We start from the raw sequence: 17,254 nt of genomic DNA, 5'->3' as shown, positions 1-17,254 counted from the left end.
CTATTCCCCGATCAACCGCTGTGTCTGCTGCTGTTGCTGCTGTTGCTGATTGGCCTGCGGGGTGCTGAGTTCGCGACCCAGCTCGAACGAATCCGCTTGCGGCGGTTCGCTGACGAGCTCGGGTCCGGCCAGTTCCCGGTCTTCGGTCCCCGAGCGCCCGGCCAGCACCCAGGTGTCCTTGCTGCCGCCGCCCTGACTCGAGTTCACCACCAGTGAGCCCTCCGGCAGCGCGACCCGGGTGAGACCGCCGGGCAGCACCCAGATGTCGTCCCCGTCGTTGACCGCGAACGGGCGCAGGTCCACGTGCCGGGGCGCGAGATCGTCACCGATCTTGGTCGGCACCGTCGAGAGCTGCACCACCGGCTGGGCGATCCAGCCACGCGGGTCGGCCTTGATCTTGCGCTTGATCGTCTCCAGCTCGCGCGGCGAGGCGTCGGGCCCGATCACGATGCCGTAGCCACCGGAACCCTCGACCGGTTTGACCACCAGTTCGCCGACCCGGTCGAGCACCTCCTCGCGTTCGTCGTCCAGCCAGCAGCGGAAGGTGTCGACATTGGGCAGGATCGGCTTCTCGCCGAGGTAGTACTCGATGATCTTGGGCACGTAGGTGTAGATGAGCTTGTCGTCGCCGACACCGTTGCCCACCGCGCTCGAGATCACCACATTGCCCGCGCGGGCGGCGTTGAGCACGCCGGCGACGCCGAGCACGGAATCGGGGCGGAAGTGCATCGGGTCGAGGAAGGTGTCGTCGATGCGCCGGTAGATCACGTCGACCTGACGCTCCCCCGCCGTCGTGCGCATGTAGACGACATTGTCGCGGCAGAACAGGTCGCGACCTTCCACCAGCTCCACACCCATCTGCCGGGCCAGCAGCGAATGCTCGAAGTAGGCGGAGTTGTGCACGCCCGGCGTGAGCACCACCACGGTCGGGTCGACCTCGTTGGGCGCCGCGGAGGCCCGCAGCGCGCGCAGCAGGTGGCCCGGATAGTCGCCCACCGCGCGCACCCGGTGCGAGGAGAACAGATCGGGGAAGACCCGGGCCATCGTGCGCCGGTTCTCCATCACATAGGACACCCCCGACGGCGAGCGCAGATTGTCCTCCAGCACCCGGAAGTCGCCCTTTTCGTCGCGGACCAGGTCGATGCCCGAGACGTGGATGCGCACGCCGTTGGGCGGGACCAGCCCGGCGGCCTCGCGGTGGAAGTGCTCGCACGAGGTGACCAGACGCTTCGGGATCACCTGATCACGCAGGATGTTCTGCTCGCCGTAGACGTCGGCCAGGAACAGTTCCATCGCGGTGACCCGCTGTTTGATGCCGCGTTCGAGCTTGGCCCACTCCGCGGCGGCGATCACCCGCGGCACCAGATCCAGCGGGAACGGGCGCTCCTGGCCCGACAGCGAGAAGGTGATGCCCTGGTCGATGAACGCACGGTCCAGCGCGTCCGATCGTTTGGCCAGGTCATCGACATCATTGGCGGCCATCGCGGCGTGGATGCCCTTGTAGGGCGCCCGTACCTTCCCCGATGCGTCGAACATCTCGTCGAACGCGTCGGCGAAGCGGCCGGGGCCATATCCCTCGAACAATCCGGTGTGGGTGGCTGCCGGATGGCCGTTCGTTCTCACCATCGCCGGTGATGCAGATCGAGCCGTACTCGGCGCAGTGGTGGAGGTCATGACAAAAACTGTGCATCACCCGGCGGCAGGGTCGTGTGTGACACAGGTAAATTCTTTGCATCACCTGAAACGGGTGAAATCGGCGCCCGCTCGCCCGGCCGAGTGGATCGAGGGCCGATTTCGCCGGGGGATGCCGAGCTGGTAACCTCGATCTTCGGCGCGGTGTTACCCGTAGTTCAGCACCATCTGCTGCATCGTGGGCGCGCGCCCGACGAGCTTTCAAGGAATACCACCCAGCGACAGGAAACCAGAGGATACAGGCGTGGCCAACATCAAGTCCCAGATGAAGCGGATCCGTACCAACGAGGAAGCGCGCAAGCGCAACCAGTCGGTCAAGTCCGCGCTGCGCACCGCGATCCGCAACTTCCGTGAAGCTGCCTCCAGCGGTGACAAGGAAAAGGCTGCTGAGCAGCTGCAGTTCGCGAGCCGCAAGCTCGACAAGGCCGCGTCCAAGGGCGTCATCCACGCCAACCAGGCGGCCAACAAGAAGTCCGCGCTCGCGCTGGCTCTGAACAAGATCTGATCGACGGCGAGCCTGGTGCTCGCTGGCAATACTTCGCAAGACGCAGCCGCCGTGGCCTCGATGACCACGGCGGCTTTTGTCGTTCCCTTCCACCGGCTACCATTCGCGCCATGCTGACGGTGTACGCGAATCAGACGGTGGTACGAGGCGATGACCTGGCCGAGGTGATCCGCGCGGCGGAGATCCTGGGCATCGGTCTCAAGGTCGAAAATGTGATGGTGCCCGACGAGGACGGTGGCTACGGCGCCGCGTGGATCGTCACCCGTGAGGACGAGGTTCCCCTCTACGACGAGTGGGAGGGACGCTACGACGACCTCGACGACGACGAGGATGTGGACGTCTCGCTGGTCGTCGCCGGCGAGTAGTCAGTTCACGCAGGGCACCTGGCCCGAGGTGATGTCGCTGCGGACCGGCCTGCCCGCGTCGGGAGTCTGTGGCGCCGACGTGGTCGTGCTGGTCTGCCAAGCGCCCGCTGTCGACTCCGACGACCAGGCGGCAGGTGGTTCGGTGCGTTGTCCGGTGCGCCTGGCCGTGGTGGAGGCCGGGACCGGCATACCGAAGGCCGCGGCCATCTCGCGGCGGATCGCCGACCGGTCGACGATGTTCACGTCCTGGCCGTTGATCACGTCGTAGCGCAGCACCGGCAAGGTGCGGAACTCGACCTCGGGATCGTCGGCGGCGCCCAGGGTGCGGACGAATTCGGTCATGTTCCAGCCGTCCGACAGCACGATATTGCGATGCGCCACATCCATCAGTGCCGAGAGCTTGCGCGGGTCGGTGAGGGTGCCCGCGCTGCGAAGCTGGCGGGCCACCGAGGTCAGGAACGCCTGCTGGCGGTGGGTTCGGTCCAGGTCGCCGTTCTCCAGCCCGTGCCGCTGCCGGACGAAAGCCAGCGCCTGTGCGGGATTCAGCTGCTGGCGGCCGGCGGGAAAATCGGCGCCGGAGAACTCGGAGTCCTGGACCGGCTTGTTCAAACACACTTCCACGCCGCCCAGCGCGGCGGCCAGCTCGTAGAAGCCCGCCAGGGTCACCTCGGCGAACCTGTCGATCGGCACGCCTGTCAGATCCCGGACCGCGGCCACGGTAGCGGCCCGCCCCGCCTCCCTGCCCGCCTGTTCCAGCTTCCGCTGATCGGTGATGCCCTGCGCGATCAGCCGGTCCTGCACGGCCGCCTTCTTCAACCCGTACGCCTCCTTGATCTTGGCGTGGGTGTAGCCCGGGATCCCGGTGACCGGCACATAGTCGTCGCGCGGTATCGACACCGCGACGATCTTGTCCATCGACGCCGGAATATGCACCAGGATCAGGGTATTGGCGTTGTATCCGCCTTCGTCACCGTCGCCGGCGTGCAGTTGCTCGAGGACCTCGGCCGGTAGCTCGTTGCCGTTCTGATCGCGGCGGGTATCCAACCCGATCAGCAGGATGTTGAGATCGCCCCCGAGTGAGTGCGGGGCGTCGTCACCGATCGCCCGCGACCGCAGGAACCCCGCATCGAAACTCCCCGCCGTCGACCACCCATATGCCGTGACCACCACCACCGTGGCCGACAACACCGCCGCGACCACCTGCACCACCCGCCGAGCTACCCGCCCCGCCGATCCCCGACCGCGTCGACCGCGCCCGCCTCGTCCATCCCGGCTACCACTCGGCTCAACCATCTCATGATCAACTGTGCCAGCCGCGAGAGCGACCGGACATCGCGATTGGATCCCGATTGGATGGCGGTGCGGCGCGCCTGCTCAGCCGCGCTGGTCAGCCAGTGGCGCGGAGGTCGAGGATGCGGGCGAGGGCGTGTTCCACCGCGTAGGTGGCGTCGGCGGCGCCGCCTTTGACGTCGGCATTGAGGGTGGCTACCACCTGTAGGGCGGTGCCGATGGTGGTGGGGTTCCAGCCGCGGGCTTGGGCTTGGGCTTTCTTGATCTTCCAGGGGGGCATACCCAGCTTCTGGGCGAGGGCGAACGGGTCGCCGCGGCCTGCCGAGCCGACTTTGGCGATGGTGTGGACCGAGTCGGCGAGCGCGTCGGCGAGCAAAACGTGGGGAACGCCGCGGTCGGTGGCCCAGCGCAGGGCTTCCATCGCGCCGGGACGGTCGCCGGCGACCGCGAGGTCGGCGACGTCGAAGCCGGTGACCTCGGCCCGGCCGGAGTAGTAGCGGCGGACCGCGTTCGCGTCGACCTTGCCACCGGTATCGGACACCAATTGTGAACAGGCGGCGGCCAATTCACGCAGCTCCGAACCGACCGATTCGAGCAAGGCTTGCACGACTTCGGTCGAGACCTTGACCCCGAGGGCCCGGAACTCGCCTCGCACGAACTCCACGCGCTCGGCGCCCTTGTTGAGTTTGGTGCACTCGTGGACCGTCGCACCCTTCTTCTGCAGTGCGGGTGCCAGCGCTTTGGCCCGTCCGCCGCCCGAGTGCAGAACCATGAGCACCACACCGTCGGGCGGATCGGCCGCAGCCTCGGTGATCACCGCGACCGCGTCCTTGCCCGCTTCCGCTGCCGACTCGAGCACGATCACCCGGTCTTCGGCGAACAGCGAGGGGCTGAGCAACTCGGCCAGTTCCGCCGTGCTGGCGTCACCGGCGCGCAATCGGTCGACGGGTACCGAATCCGGATCGGGCGCACAGGCCCGCACCTGCGCGGTCACCATCGCAACCGCACGTTCGACCAGCAGTTCCTCGTCGCCGAGGACCAGATGCACCGAGGCAGGGCGTTCGCTCACCAGGCGATCCTACGTACGCCTACCGACATCCCTTGGCGCCGACCTCGGGCATGTTGCCGAGCACCGTCGTCCCGCTGCGCCCGGCCGAGTTCGACCAGCTCCCGAGGCGGCCGGACGCGACTCGACCACCGGGAATCGACGTGCTGCTCGTTCTTCACGGTGACCTTCGAGCATCGGTCCGAGACGTCAGTCGTGACGGGTATCAGCGTGCCCACCGACCGGATCGAGATCCTCGACGCCATCCAGGCGTGGGGCCGTGCCGCGTCTGCGGTGCTCGTCGACGAGACGTGACGGTCCGCAGATCGGCGGCGGTACCCACGATCACGACGTCACCCTCGAGGTCGGTCCGAGCGACGGTTGCGCCGAGCGCGGCGAGGGTCGAGGTCACCGTGGGGTGCGGATGCCCGAAGGTGTTGTCCGACCCGGCACTGACCAACGCCAGGCGTGGTCCGACGGCACGCAGGAATGCCGGTGTGGTGGTGCGTGATCCGTGATGGGGCACCTTGAGGACGTCCGCCCGGACATCCTCACCGCGCATGATCCGGGCCTGTGCCTCGGCCTCGATGTCGCCGGTGAACAGGATCGTTCCGGCCGGCGTCCGTGCTCGCATCACCAGTGACCGATCGTTGGCCGCATCGGCCGACAGCGACGTCGGCAGGTCCCGGCTCGGTGCCAGCACACGCAATCCGACTGCGCCGAAGGTCATTTCGTGCCCCGCGTGCAGTTCCATCAACGGAATATCAGCCGCACCAGCCAGTTCCGTCACCCGCTCCACTCCCTCGGTGTCGTCACCGTGGCCATGCGATTCTCGTTGGGAAACAGTCTGTTCCGCGGAACGGCGACCACTTTTCGCCGGCCTCTCCCCCGGCGTCCCACGCGGGCACACGACATGATCGTCTCCCGTCTGCCGCACCGCGGTGACCACCGTCGACGCTCGCTCCATCGGATGTGAGGTTGCGGTCGGCTGCGGTCGCCCTGGGATGGTCGGCGTCGTCGAGCGCGACGGCGGTCCGCCCGAGTCGTCCGGATGCAACGGTGGGACAGCCGAATCCACAGGGGGCACCCGCACGGCGACTACCCCCTGTGCAGGTGGTGACGATTCCGCTGTTCGCGATGGGTATCTCTCGATTTCTGTGGGATGCGAGAGAGTTCCGGTCGACGGGGTGAGGTTCGGCGGTGTCGGCGCAGTGCTCGGCGTCAGCGCAGTGCTCGGCGTCGGCGCTGTGGTCGGTGTCGGCGTTGTGGTGCGGTCCGCGGCGGCACAGGTTTCGGCGATCGCTGAGCGGAGTTCGCCCGGGGCGGTAGCTATAGCGTCGACAGTGCGGCCTCGGAGAGCGCCGGCGAGTCCGTTGATGTGATCGGCATGGGGATGAGTGAGGACCAGTAGCGGGATGTGGGTGATTTTCAGGCGATCCAGGCAGGCCCGGATCGGGCGTGGGTCCGGGCCGACGTCTACGACGACCGCGGCACCGGGAGCAACAGACAGAGCCAGGCCGTCGCCCTGCCCAACGTCACACATCGCGAGCACCCAGCCCGATGGTGGCCATCCTGGCTGCAAGAAGCGCACCGGGAGCAGCACAATCGACACTCCCAGCACCACTACCGCGAGGAGTCTGCGGGTGTGCGACCAGCGCAGTGCCGCCACGACCACGACGACGATCACCGCCGCGACCGATCCTGCGACCACGCCGCCAGGCACCGTGATCGTGGCGCCCGGCACCGCGGCCGCGCGATCGGCGACGCCGAGCAACCACCACATCGGTGGCCGCGCGCACCACAGCACCCATACTGCGGCATCACCCCATACGCAGGCCACGACCGCGCCCACCGCGCCGATCACCGTGATCAGCCCGACCACCGGTGCGACGAGCGCGTTGGCCACGATCGCCACCAGGCTCACCCGCCCCGACAGGGCAACCATCAGCGGCACGGTGACCACGAACGCGGCCGCCGACACCGCGACGATCTCCGCGGGTGCGCGCCACCAACCATGCGCCCGCAACCAGTCCGCCCAGCTGGGCGCGAGCAAGATCAGCCCCGCGGTCGCGAGCACCGACAGCGCGAATCCCGCGCTCACCGCCAATTGCGGTGCAACGGCTAGCAATCCGATCACCGCCGCACACAACGCCGGCAGCGCCTGCTTGCGTCTGCCGGTGAGCAGGGCGAGCACTGTCACCGAGCCCATCGCTGCCGCACGCAGCACACTCGGGTCGGGGCGGGCGATCACGACGAACACCGCGACGGCCACCGCCGCCGCAGCAGCACTGGTCCGCGGGCCGGCCGTGAGCAGGCGGGTGAGTGCCAACAGGGCCGTCAGCAGGATGGTGAAATTGGCTCCACTGACCACACAGAGGTGCTGCAATCCAGCAATTTCGAATGCGTCACGCACTTGTTCCGGCAGCGCGACAGTGTCACCGACAACGAGCGCGGGCAGCAACCCCGCCGCAGCAGGTGGCAGTGCCTCGGCGGACGCGTCCACCAGATCCGTTCGCACGCTCGCCGCGACCCGCTGCCACCACGGCGGCTCACCGATCCGCTTCGGTGCGTCGGCGGCGTGCAGGGTGGCAACCGTCAGATCGGCGCGGTTCGGCTCGCTGACCTCAGCCCGGAATCGCACCACTTGCCCAGGCGACAGCTCAGCCCACTCACTGCCCTGCGCGAGCACCACAATCGAACCGCCTGCCTGCGTCCATGTCGGGCCATGACCGAACTCGCGCAGACCCGCACGAACAATCCACCGCCGCTCACCGCCGAACCCACCGGCGCGCAGGGGCTTCGCGTCATCGGTGACCACCGCGAGCACGTTCACCGACCGGCCGAACGATTCTCGCAACGGATGTGCCTGGACATGGTGCTCCTGCCAAGCACCGGCCGCCGCGAACCCCGCACCGAGCAGCATCGTCGCCAACCCGGTCACCGCGACAACCCGCCACCGCTCCCGCCGATGCGCCATCGCCCACAGCAGCACCACCCACAACCCGATCGCGACCACGACCGACGCAGCAGCCAGCACCAATCCCGCGACCCACCCCACAGTCACCGCGACAATCGTCGCCACCCAGCAACCGAACGCCGCAGGAACCAACCGCATATCGAGTACCTGTAGCTCCGGTTCCCCCTTGCCCGTCACTCCTTGTTGTCCCAGGCCAACCCGGCGTCCCGGCCCCCGCCCCGCCGACTCCCAGAGCTCTGCTGCTCGCGTCCACCGACGCCGACCCGACCTTTCCTGCGAAGCGCCCCCGCGTTCAGCCGTTCCCAGCCGCCCACGCCGGTCCGAATCTCCCGGAATCGTTCCCCCGTGCTGTACGACTCTCGGTCGCCGGCGCGGTTCCTCCCGAACCGCTCCCTCGCCCGGCTCGTGTCTCATCCGCCTGCCGTGTCGTCAGGTCGGGGCGTACCGATGCCCAGGTCAACCACATCGTTCGCAGAACGAGGTTTTTCGCCCGATCCGAGTGGACATGCGAGGCGGCGGAGATCGCCTGATCCCGGCGCGCAGTCCTCCACTGTTTCGATGGGTTGAGCTGTGGCGGGTCCGGTACCGAGCCGTGCGCAGGGCCACACCGGGCAGGTCACGCGATCACCTCCGCGCGGGACGTCTTCGCGTGGATCATGCCGTCACCAGGTCACGGAGTCGAGCCAGCCGGGCGGGACCGATGCCGTCTACCTCGCCGAGTTGAGCGACATCGGTGAAGCGTCCGTTGGTGGTGCGCCACGCGAGAATTGCCTTGGCGGTGACCGGTCCTACGCCGGGCAGTGCGTCCAACTCGGCTTCGGTCGCGGTGTTCAGATCGATGCGCGAATTGCCGGACGAGACACCGCCACTGAGGCCGGCGGTGCTCGAACCTGCGGTGCTCGAACCTCCTGGTTTCGAGCTCGCGGTGTTCGAGCCGCCGGTGCCGGGCGTGGTCACAGGTGCGCGACCAGCACCGATCGTGATGCTGCCGAGGCGTGGTTGACCGGTTTGAGGATCCGTGGCTCCGACTATGACCTGGTCCCCGTCCACCAGTCGTTGAGCCAGGTTCAGGCCTGCCAGGTCGGCACCGTCACGAATCCCTCCTGCCTTCTCCAAGGCGTCGGCGATCCGGGAACCGTCCGGCAATCGGTGCAGCCCGGCTCGTTCGACCAAACCGACCACGCTGACGACGACATCGGCACTCGAGGTCGGACCTGGACCGGACACGGCCGCGACCACCGTGGTCGGGCCGGGCTGTACCGCAACGCTTTCCGCCCGCAGTACAGGTACCGGCGGAACCGCCCGCGCCACCGGCTGATCGCGTAGCACCATCACACCGGTGAGCACCACAGCGATGACCCCGACCAGCCCGAGTACCAGCGCGCCGCGACGACCCGGATCCAGCCGTGCGTGTTGGAAGCGCGCCGGCACCAGGCGGTTTCGCCTGCCCGATCCACCATCGTCGAGCCACCCGGGTGTCCCCACTGGGCCTGGCGGTCCGGCCGACGGCGCGAGTTCGTCATCGTCCCACTGTCCTTCGCCGTCGTCAGGGCGCGCAGCACTGTTCCCGGCCTCCAACCCGGACGCGCGCAGCGGCTGACTACTCGGTCGCGCTCGCTCGCGGACCGCCAGCCCGCCCAGCCGCTGCCGTACTCGCTCGTGCTCTTCGTGTCGTGACATGGCAGCGACGCTAGGTCGACGCCGACCTGACGAACCCGCGCCGACCTGGGCTTCGAGGAAACCTGTGGATAACTCCGAACCTGTGGACAACTCACCGGTCAGCGTGGCTTCGCACCCGGAATCTCGTCTGCCCGAGTGGATACCGTGCGCTCATGGCCGATTCGACGTACCCAGGAACCCATGGAACTCGCACAACGATTCCGCGACTTCGCACTTCTCGAAGCGCGCGGAAATTCCCCGCTCTATCACCGGCGAGCGCTGGATATCAGCGTGGACGCGGAGGTACTGGCGCTGATCGCCCAATTGCCCACGGACAAACAGCAACCCAACCTGATCCTGGCCGCCGCGCGAGTGCACGGCGCGACCGCGGTTCCCTATCACGAGTTCCGCGACCAACTGCGCGAGAACTGGTCGGCGATCTCCGCGACCGCGCTGCGCAGACGTACACAGACGAACGAGGCGGGCCGGGCGGCCACCCTGCTGCCGGTGCTGGCCCGCCTGCCCGGACCCCTGTCGCTCATCGAGGTCGGAGCATCGGCCGGACTGTGCCTGTACCCGGACCGTTTCAGTTATCGCTACAACACCGCCGCGCTGGATCCGGCAGACGGTCCGTCATCGGTTGTGTTGACCTGCAAGACAACCGGAGCGGTGCCGATCCCGGACCGGCTCCCCCGGGTCGTCCATCGGGCTGGAGTAGATCTGAACCCGCTCGATGCCGGGAACAGCGACGACCGGCAGTGGCTGTCCGCGCTGGTCTGGCCGGGACAGGACGAGCGGCTGTCGCGCTTGCGTTCGGCCTGCGCGATCGCGGCGGCGGACCCACCGGCCATCGTCACCGGCGACCTGAACGAGCAGGTCACCGAGCTGGTACTCGCGGCGCCACGCGCCAGCACCGTAGTGGTTTTCCACAGTGCTGTGCTGAGCTACCTCTCCCCTCAGGCGCGGGCGGACTTCCGGGCGACGGTGCGGGACCTGCCCTGCCACTGGGTGTCGCAAGAGGGCACCGGGGTTCTCAGCACGCTGGCCGACCGGTTGCCCCCGCGCGAGAGCACAGCGGCCCGATTGGTGCTCGCCCTCGACGACGAGCCGTTGGCTTTCGCCGGGCCGCACGGCCAGTCGCTGGACTGGTTCGGCCCGGCGTAGCGACCTCAGAGTCGGCGCATCACCGACACGACGCGGCCCAGGACGACGGCTTCGTCACCGTCGATCACGGAGTAGGCGGGGTTGCGCGGTTCGAGCTGCACGTGCCCGTTGCGGCGGCGGTACACCTTGACCGTGGCTTCCTCGCCGATCATCGCCGCGACGATATCGCCGGAGTTGGCCTCGCGCTGGCTACGGACCACCACGAGGTCGCCGTCGCAGATCGCGGCATCGATCATGGAGTCGCCACGCACCCGCAAGCCGAATACCTCACCACGGCCGACCAGTTCACGCGGGAGGGTCATGACGTCGTCGGGGTTGTGCTCGGCCAGGATCGGAGTGCCCGCCGCGATGTCGCCGACGACGGGCACCGACACCGAGGCGTCGGAGTCGGCGGCGGAGACGCCACGCAGGAACAGGCGCACGTCGATGGGTCGGGTCATGGTGGCGGCACGGCGCAGGAACCCGTCCTCCTCCAACGCCTTCAGGTGTTGGGAGACCGTGGATGTGGAGCGCAGGCCCACCGCGTCGGCGATCTCCCGCGTGCTCGGCGCGTAGCCGTGGGCGAGCACCGAATCCCTGATCACGGCGAGGATGTGTTGTCTGCGGGGAGGCAGGCTCGCGGCGTCGAGGTGGTCGAAGTCGTCGTATCCGGTCATCGGGGAATCGTAGATCCCCCCGCGATCATCACTTCAGTCCAGGTTCCTCGCGAAACAGTTCGACTGCGGCAGGACGTGATACGGCGCGAACAGCGGAATCCGGTGATAGCCACTGCGCTCGTAGAAGCGCACCGCTTCCGGCTGCAGATGCCCGGTCTGCAGGATCATCCGGGGCCGGCCGGCCGCGCGCACGGATGCTTCGGCGGCGTGCAACAGCGCGGTCGCGGTTCCGGTGCCACGGTAGGCGGGACGCACGAACATCCGCTTGAGTTCGAGGTCACCGGCGTTCCAGCGCACCGCGGCGTGCCCGACAGGCTCCGCGCCCACGTACGCGACGAACGTCTGGTGCACGGTCGCGTGATCGACCGCGATCGGCGAGGGACCGCGCAGGGCGAGCTCGAGGTGGGCGTAGCGGGGACGGACCTCGGCCGACATCTCCGCGCGCAGCGACTCGGCATCCCGGTCGTCCCAGTCGACCACGAGCACTCGTGGCGAAACGTCGGTCTGTGGGGAAGTGTGGCCAACCATGACAACCACGGTAGGCACCGGATCATCGTCACCGGACTGTTTGCCCTCAGCGAGATTCTGAACCGGCAGCGATCAGACGCATCCGCCGGGCAACACCGCGACACCGAGTGCGCCGACACCGAGGTGCACACCGAGTGCGGGACCGAACTCGGCGACGTAGAGCTCTTGCACCTCCGGCAGCTGCTCACGCAATTGCGCCGCGATGTTTTCGGCGGCCTCGGGGGCACCGAGATGCTGGATGCCGAGCGCCGCACCATCGGATGCGGCCGCCTCCACTGCGGCAGCCACCAGCTTGGCGTAGGCACGCGATCTGGTTCGCACCTTCTCGCGCATTTCGAGCTTGCCCTCCACCAGCTGCAGCAGTGGTTTCGTCACCAGTTCACTGCCGAAGAACGCTGCGGCGCTGCTCAGCCTGCCACCCTTGCGGAGTTGCTCGGTGCGGTTGACCAGGATGAACGTGCGCGAACGGGTCGCGGCCGACACTGCGCGCTCGTAGACATCGTTCAACGCCTCGCCTGCCCTCGCCTTACGCGCGGCGGCCAGCACGGGCAGACCGGTCGCCAGGCCGGCCCCGAGCGAATCGACAACGCGCACACGATCTTCGGCGCCCATGTCGCGCACCGCCTGGCGGCCCGACTCCCACGTCGCCGACAATCGGCGCGACAGATGGACGGCCACGACACCGTCGCCGTCGCTGAGGCTCAGCGCTCGTTCGTAGGCTTCGCGCAGTTCTCCGGGCGAGGCGGCCGACGTGGTGACCGAGTCGGCGGTGTAGTCGATCTCGATCGGGTCGACGCCTTCCCGGATCTCGTGCTCACCGACGAGCACATGCAACGGCACCACTTCGATACCGAGCTCGGCGACGAGATCGGCGGACAACCCCGCCGCCGAATCGGTCACCACCACAACGGCCACGGACTACCGGACCTCCTGCAGCGCCTTCGTCATCGCCGTCGCCACCGCCGCGTGCCCGGCCCAGCCCCAGTGGATGCCATCCGGGTTCGCCGATCCCGACTCGATGTCGTCGCGCACGGCCTCGCCGAGGTCGACGAGCGGCACCGACGTACGGCCCGACCACGCCTGCAATGCTTTGACCGCCCGCGCCCTGCCCCGGTGGACGCGCCCGTAGGCGTCGCACTTGTGGACCGACGGCAGCACCGCCACGACAGGCAACTCCGGACGCAGATGATTCAGCGCGGTCCGCGACTGCTCCAGGTAGTCCACGCTCACCTTGGGCGGAAGGGCAACCGGGCGACCGAGTTTCGACAGCTTCGGCTGCAGCCAGTTGTAGGACGCCCGCACGCCACGGCGCAGACGCGGCGGACGGATATAGCGAATCATCTCTCGCAGCGCGGTGGGCAGCGGGGACGGCAACGTGTCCATGCCGCCGACGGCGAATACGACCGCCCCAGCGCGCGGCACCGCGGCCCACACGCGCGGATCTCCGATCAGCGCCCAGTAGGCATCGCGACAGGTCCAGCCGATCCGGGCGATCAGTTCGACATCCCAATCCAGTTCCGCGGCAACCATATTCGGCCAGATCCGTGGATCATCGGCAGGCAGCCCGCCCTTCGGCCCGTAGTAGGCGAGCGAGTCGGCGATTACGAGCAGCACTGGACGCGGTGCTGCCGACTCGACCGGCCTGGGCGACACGGCTTCCTCTACGAGCAGCGAACCGGAGATCTCCGCAGCGCCCGATTCACCGGGCGAGACAGCAGGTTTCGCGGACACCTCGACCGCGGGATCCGCGACAGGGGTTGCCGAGGATGTCAGCAAGCTGTCCGCGATATCGAGGTCCACGTCCGGAAGTGCGGCGGGAGGATCGACCTGCGCATCAGCAGAACCGGTTTCGACGGCGGTCGCCACCTCAGCCGAAGAAACTTCGGACGAGGTAGCGGCATCGACCCGAACCGGATCGCTCGCCTCCGGCCGGAGTGGTTGCGGCGCAGCCGTATCCGTAGATCCGGCGGCATCCACGATCGACTCGGCGACTGCCGGGTCATCGACGGACTGCTCCGTGGGCTTCTCACTGCCGGCAGCCGATACCGCATCCGCAGCAGCGGCTATATCCGCAGTGGACTGGGCGGTATCGGTCTGTGCAGCACCGGAATCCACATCGCCGAGTTCGTCTGTCGAACCGTCATCTGCGACAACATCCACCGATGCCGTGGCACCGGAAGTCTCGCTGTCCGCTTCCTGCACAGCGGAACTGGATGCGACGTCGACAGCGCCGCGTGCGGCCTCGGCATCGTCACCGATCGAGGTCACCGCACTATCGCCGTCGACACTGCCGTCTGGGGAAACATCGGCGGTCGGGGACCCGGAATCCGCTGTCCCCGAGCCGGACTCGACGACGTCTGCCGCCGAGTCGACCGGCTCGGGTTCCGCGACAACCGGCGGGGGCACCGGGCCGAACAGGGCATCGGGCAGCGATCGCGCGCTGCGTGCGGTGACCTGCTTGAAGAGCTCGTCCGGTACCGAACGGATCGGCTCCTCACGCTCTGCGCGCGCGGGCCGAGCGGGTGGCGGACCGAATAGCGCGTCCGGCAATTGCCGTCCGGCTTTGGCCGTCACCTGCTGGAACATCTCATCAGGTACTGATCGGTCGGGCTCTTCATTGGACATCGGGAGCTACCTTCGCCGCTGCGTTCCACACATCGAGGCGCCAGCCGGGTCGATCGATGTCCGGGCCGTGGCTGGAAAGCTGCACCCAGCTGGTATTGGCCAGCCCACCCAGGGCAGGCCAGTTCTCCGGTGGCAGTTCCAGCAACGCGGCCGTCAGAGCAGCGATCAGCCCGCCGTGCGCAACCAGGATGATAGTCCGACCGGGCCAATCCTGCCGCTCGTTGTACAGTTCGCGCACCACAGGCAGGGACCGGGCACCCACCTCGAGCTTGCTCTCGCCGCCGGGCGGTGTGTAGGTCGCATCGAGACGCCACTGCACGCGCGCGCCGGGGTAATCGGCGTCGACTTCGAGGTGGGTCAGGCCTTCCCAGTCGCCCAGGTTGGTTTCGCGCAGTCGCGGATCGGTGATGACAGGCAGATCGCTGATGTCACCGAGTGCCTGGGCGGTTTCCTTGGCGCGACGCAGATCGGAGGCGTGGATCGCGATGGCGTTGCGTGAACCCAGTTCGCGCGCGGCCTCTTTGGCCTGCTGGCGACCGAGTTCGGTGAGATCGGTGTCGATCTGACCCTGCATCCGGTCGGCCGCGTTCCATTCGGTCTGCCCGTGCCGCAACAGGATCAGGTTGCGCACATGGGCGTACTTGCTCACTCGTTGATTCCCTCTACCTGCGCGTCGTCGTCCGCGGCCGGAGTCGGGAGTGCGGCGATGCCTTCGACGGGAACCGCCGGGCAGTCACGCCACAGGCGCTCGAGTGCGTAGAAGTTGCGCTCGTCGTTGTGCTGGACGTGCACGACGATATCGACGTAGTCGAGCAGCGCCCAGCGACCCTCACGGGTGCCTTCGCGACGGACCGGCTTGTGGCCGGCTTCGCGCAGCTTGTCCTCGATGTTGTCGACGATCGCGTTGACCTGGCGCTCGTTGGGCGCCGACGCGATGACGAAGCAGTCGGTGATCACCAGCTGCTCGGAGACGTCGAGGACGACGACATCGGTGGCCAGCTTGTCGTCGGCGGCGAGTGCGGCGACCGTGGCCATCTCGATCGCTTCGGTAGAGGCACTCATACGGTCTCCTCCTGCGGGGTCAGACCCTCGCTCATGTGGCTCAACGTCAGCTACCTTCCGTTCCTGCGGGCACGTAGAGGTGCCGCTTCGATATGTACTGCACCACGCCGTCGGGGACGAGGTACCAGACCGGCCGACCCTCCGCGGCGCGGCGGCGGCATTCGCTCGACGAGATGGCCAGCGCGGGGATCTCGACCATCGTCACGGCGTCGGCGGGAAGGTCCCGCAAATGCTCCTCGAGATGATCGGTGTTCAGTTCGTAACCCGGTCGGCTCACCCCGACGAACTTCGCCAGTTCGAACAGTTCGGTCCAATCCTGCCATGTCAGGATGTTGGCCAGCGCGTCCGCACCGGTGATGAAGTACAGCTCCGCGTCGGGATGCGCGTTTTGCATCTCGCGCAGGGTGTCCACCGTGTAGGTGACCTTGTTGCGTTCGATGTCGGCCCGGCTGACGGAAAACCTCGGGTTGGACGCGGTGGCGATGACCGTCATCAAATAGCGATCCTCGGCGGGACTGACCTGCTTGTTGACCTTCTGCCACGGCTGGCCGGTCGGCACGAAGATCACTTCGTCGAGCTCGAACCGGTTCGCGACCTCGCTCGCCGCGACCAGGTGGCCGTGGTGGATCGGGTCGAAGGTGCCGCCCATGACGCCGAGCTTGCGGCGCGGCCGAGCTGTTTCGTGCATGAGGTCTGAGCTTAATCCGGCCCATGAGATCGGGGCGGACCGGACTACTCCGCGCCATCGCGACGCTCGCGAGGTCCCGACGCCTGGGCGCACATCTGCGCGAACTGGGCACGGGTGCGTTTCAGCTCCTCGACGAGGTGTGCGGCCGGCTCGGCGGCTACCCGGCGGTCCAGCTCGGTCAACAACACATCGATCGTTACCCACCAGGGCCCACGCACACGCCCCTGCGGTCCGCGCAGTTGCAACCAGGCGGCGGCACGCAGGCAGCGGGCCCGCGGCACGATCTTGTCCTGTTCGCCCCACAGGCCCGCGGCGCGCAGGTAGCCACCGAGCGCCTCGGTCTCCTGTCCACAGCACTCCCGGGCGACCGCGGCCGACCAGACCAGATCGGCATGGCGGCGGCGCAACGAGGGCGTACCGCCGATCAGCCGTGCCGCCTCGGTGAACTGCCAGGCGGCCTGGCGGTAGCGACCGACGTGGTTCAGCGATTCAGCGAACTGGGCACGTACCAGCGCGAGCTCGGCAGGTGGATAGCCGACGGGGCCGGTGAGCAGTGGGCGGTCGAAGGCGACCACCGCTTCGCCGTGCCGACCCGCACGATGCCAGGCACGACCCGCGACCAGCCACAGGTGGACCGCGTCCGCACACGAGATCGGCTGCCAGCAGGCAGCAGCCGAGGCCGCGGCGCGGGCTACGTCGCGGTCACGGCCCGGCTGGGCGGCGACCGCGGTCACCAGCTGCGTGCGCATCGCGGCGAGTTCGCGCCCGGCCAGCTCACCCGCACCGACAACCAGGGCCCGACGCAGTTGCTCCTCCGCCGCCGCGGGAGCGTCTGCCAGCCGAGCGGCGGCGATACCGGCCAGTCGCCGCGCCGCCCGCGCCCCTGAACCCGGCGCCAGCGGACCGGCATCCGCACCGAACGAACCTGCCGCGAGCGCCGTGGCCTGCCCTGCGCCGGCCGAACCCACCTCGCGGCCACCGGCAGGCCGAAGGTGAGG

16 protein-coding genes are annotated in these 17,254 nt (G+C 68.1%); 3 read left to right on the top strand and 13 right to left on the bottom strand.

Annotation, left to right across the window (positions count from 1 at the left end):
* On the bottom strand, positions 1-1,626 hold the full coding sequence (locus ACFQ9R_RS25775; protein WP_378994041.1) for a circularly permuted type 2 ATP-grasp protein: 1,626 nt from the start codon (positions 1,624-1,626) through the stop codon (positions 1-3).
* A 310-nt stretch (positions 1,627-1,936) separates the two neighbouring features.
* Here ACFQ9R_RS25775 and rpsT point away from each other — a divergent pair, with 310 nt between their 5' ends.
* Together rpsT and ACFQ9R_RS25765 are read left to right on the top strand one after the other, a co-directional pair.
* A complete protein-coding gene (gene rpsT, locus ACFQ9R_RS25770; protein ID WP_056821462.1) occupies positions 1,937-2,197 on the top strand; it encodes a 30S ribosomal protein S20 in 261 nt (86 codons plus the stop codon).
* Between the two features lie 110 nt (positions 2,198-2,307).
* Positions 2,308-2,562, top strand: coding sequence for a hypothetical protein (locus ACFQ9R_RS25765; RefSeq protein WP_378637424.1), 255 nt, complete (start codon positions 2,308-2,310; stop codon positions 2,560-2,562).
* On the opposite strand, the gene ACFQ9R_RS25760 is transcribed toward ACFQ9R_RS25765, so the two are convergent.
* From ACFQ9R_RS25760 to ACFQ9R_RS25745, 4 genes are all read right to left on the bottom strand, one after another.
* Positions 2,563-3,771, bottom strand: coding sequence for an LCP family protein (locus ACFQ9R_RS25760; RefSeq protein WP_378993789.1), 1,209 nt, complete (start codon positions 3,769-3,771; stop codon positions 2,563-2,565).
* A 178-nt stretch (positions 3,772-3,949) separates the two neighbouring features.
* On the bottom strand, positions 3,950-4,921 hold the full coding sequence (gene holA / locus ACFQ9R_RS25755; protein WP_378993787.1) for a DNA polymerase III subunit delta: 972 nt from the start codon (positions 4,919-4,921) through the stop codon (positions 3,950-3,952).
* Positions 4,922-5,123: 202 nt separating this feature from the next.
* Positions 5,124-8,012 (bottom strand): ComEC/Rec2 family competence protein, encoded by a 2,889-nt coding sequence (locus tag ACFQ9R_RS25750; protein WP_378993785.1) that lies wholly within the window; start codon positions 8,010-8,012, stop codon positions 5,124-5,126.
* Between the two features lie 516 nt (positions 8,013-8,528).
* Positions 8,529-9,554 carry a ComEA family DNA-binding protein gene (locus ACFQ9R_RS25745; RefSeq protein ID WP_378993783.1) on the bottom strand — a complete coding sequence of 342 codons (1,026 nt, stop codon included), beginning with the start codon at positions 9,552-9,554 and terminating at the stop codon, positions 8,529-8,531.
* A 180-nt stretch (positions 9,555-9,734) separates the two neighbouring features.
* Here ACFQ9R_RS25745 and ACFQ9R_RS25740 point away from each other — a divergent pair, with 180 nt between their 5' ends.
* Complete coding sequence (locus tag ACFQ9R_RS25740) at positions 9,735-10,697, top strand: DUF2332 domain-containing protein (RefSeq protein ID WP_378993781.1); 963 nt, start codon at positions 9,735-9,737, stop codon at positions 10,695-10,697.
* Positions 10,698-10,702: 5 nt separating this feature from the next.
* On the opposite strand, the gene lexA is transcribed toward ACFQ9R_RS25740, so the two are convergent.
* The 8 genes from lexA to ACFQ9R_RS25700 all read right to left on the bottom strand — a co-directional run bounded on the left by lexA (position 10,703) and on the right by ACFQ9R_RS25700 (position 17,224).
* Entirely contained in the window at positions 10,703-11,353 is a 651-nt protein-coding gene (gene lexA / locus ACFQ9R_RS25735; RefSeq protein ID WP_378993779.1) for a transcriptional repressor LexA, read from the bottom strand.
* 33 nt (positions 11,354-11,386) lie between these two features.
* Positions 11,387-11,881 carry a GNAT family N-acetyltransferase gene (locus ACFQ9R_RS25730; RefSeq protein WP_378993777.1) on the bottom strand — a complete coding sequence of 165 codons (495 nt, stop codon included), beginning with the start codon at positions 11,879-11,881 and terminating at the stop codon, positions 11,387-11,389.
* 72 nt (positions 11,882-11,953) lie between these two features.
* Positions 11,954-12,796: a DegV family protein gene (locus ACFQ9R_RS25725; RefSeq protein WP_378993775.1), complete on the bottom strand. Its 843-nt coding sequence runs from the start codon at positions 12,794-12,796 to the stop codon at positions 11,954-11,956.
* A gap of 3 nt (positions 12,797-12,799) precedes the next feature.
* Positions 12,800-14,506 (bottom strand): diglucosylglycerate octanoyltransferase, encoded by a 1,707-nt coding sequence (gene octT / locus ACFQ9R_RS25720; protein WP_378993773.1) that lies wholly within the window; start codon positions 14,504-14,506, stop codon positions 12,800-12,802.
* Positions 14,496-15,155, bottom strand: a complete 660-nt coding sequence (locus tag ACFQ9R_RS25715; protein ID WP_101463961.1) for a histidine phosphatase family protein — start codon at positions 15,153-15,155, stop codon at positions 14,496-14,498. The genes octT and ACFQ9R_RS25715 overlap by 11 nt, the downstream gene beginning before the upstream one ends.
* A complete protein-coding gene (gene rsfS, locus ACFQ9R_RS25710) occupies positions 15,152-15,568 on the bottom strand; it encodes a ribosome silencing factor (protein WP_056821472.1) in 417 nt (138 codons plus the stop codon). Before rsfS ends, ACFQ9R_RS25715 begins: the two co-directional genes overlap by 4 nt.
* Positions 15,569-15,614: 46 nt before the next feature.
* Positions 15,615-16,256: a nicotinate-nucleotide adenylyltransferase gene (nadD, locus tag ACFQ9R_RS25705; protein ID WP_101463962.1), complete on the bottom strand. Its 642-nt coding sequence runs from the start codon at positions 16,254-16,256 to the stop codon at positions 15,615-15,617.
* A 44-nt stretch (positions 16,257-16,300) separates the two neighbouring features.
* Complete coding sequence (locus ACFQ9R_RS25700; RefSeq protein WP_378993771.1) at positions 16,301-17,224, bottom strand: hypothetical protein; 924 nt, start codon at positions 17,222-17,224, stop codon at positions 16,301-16,303.
* Between the last annotated feature and the right edge of the window lie 30 nt (positions 17,225-17,254).

Origin of the sequence: Nocardia sp. NPDC056541 (assembly GCF_042794235.1) — a bacterium.
GTDB lineage: Bacteria > Actinomycetota > Actinomycetes > Mycobacteriales > Mycobacteriaceae > Nocardia.
This window is presented reverse-complemented; position numbering and strand designations above follow the sequence as displayed.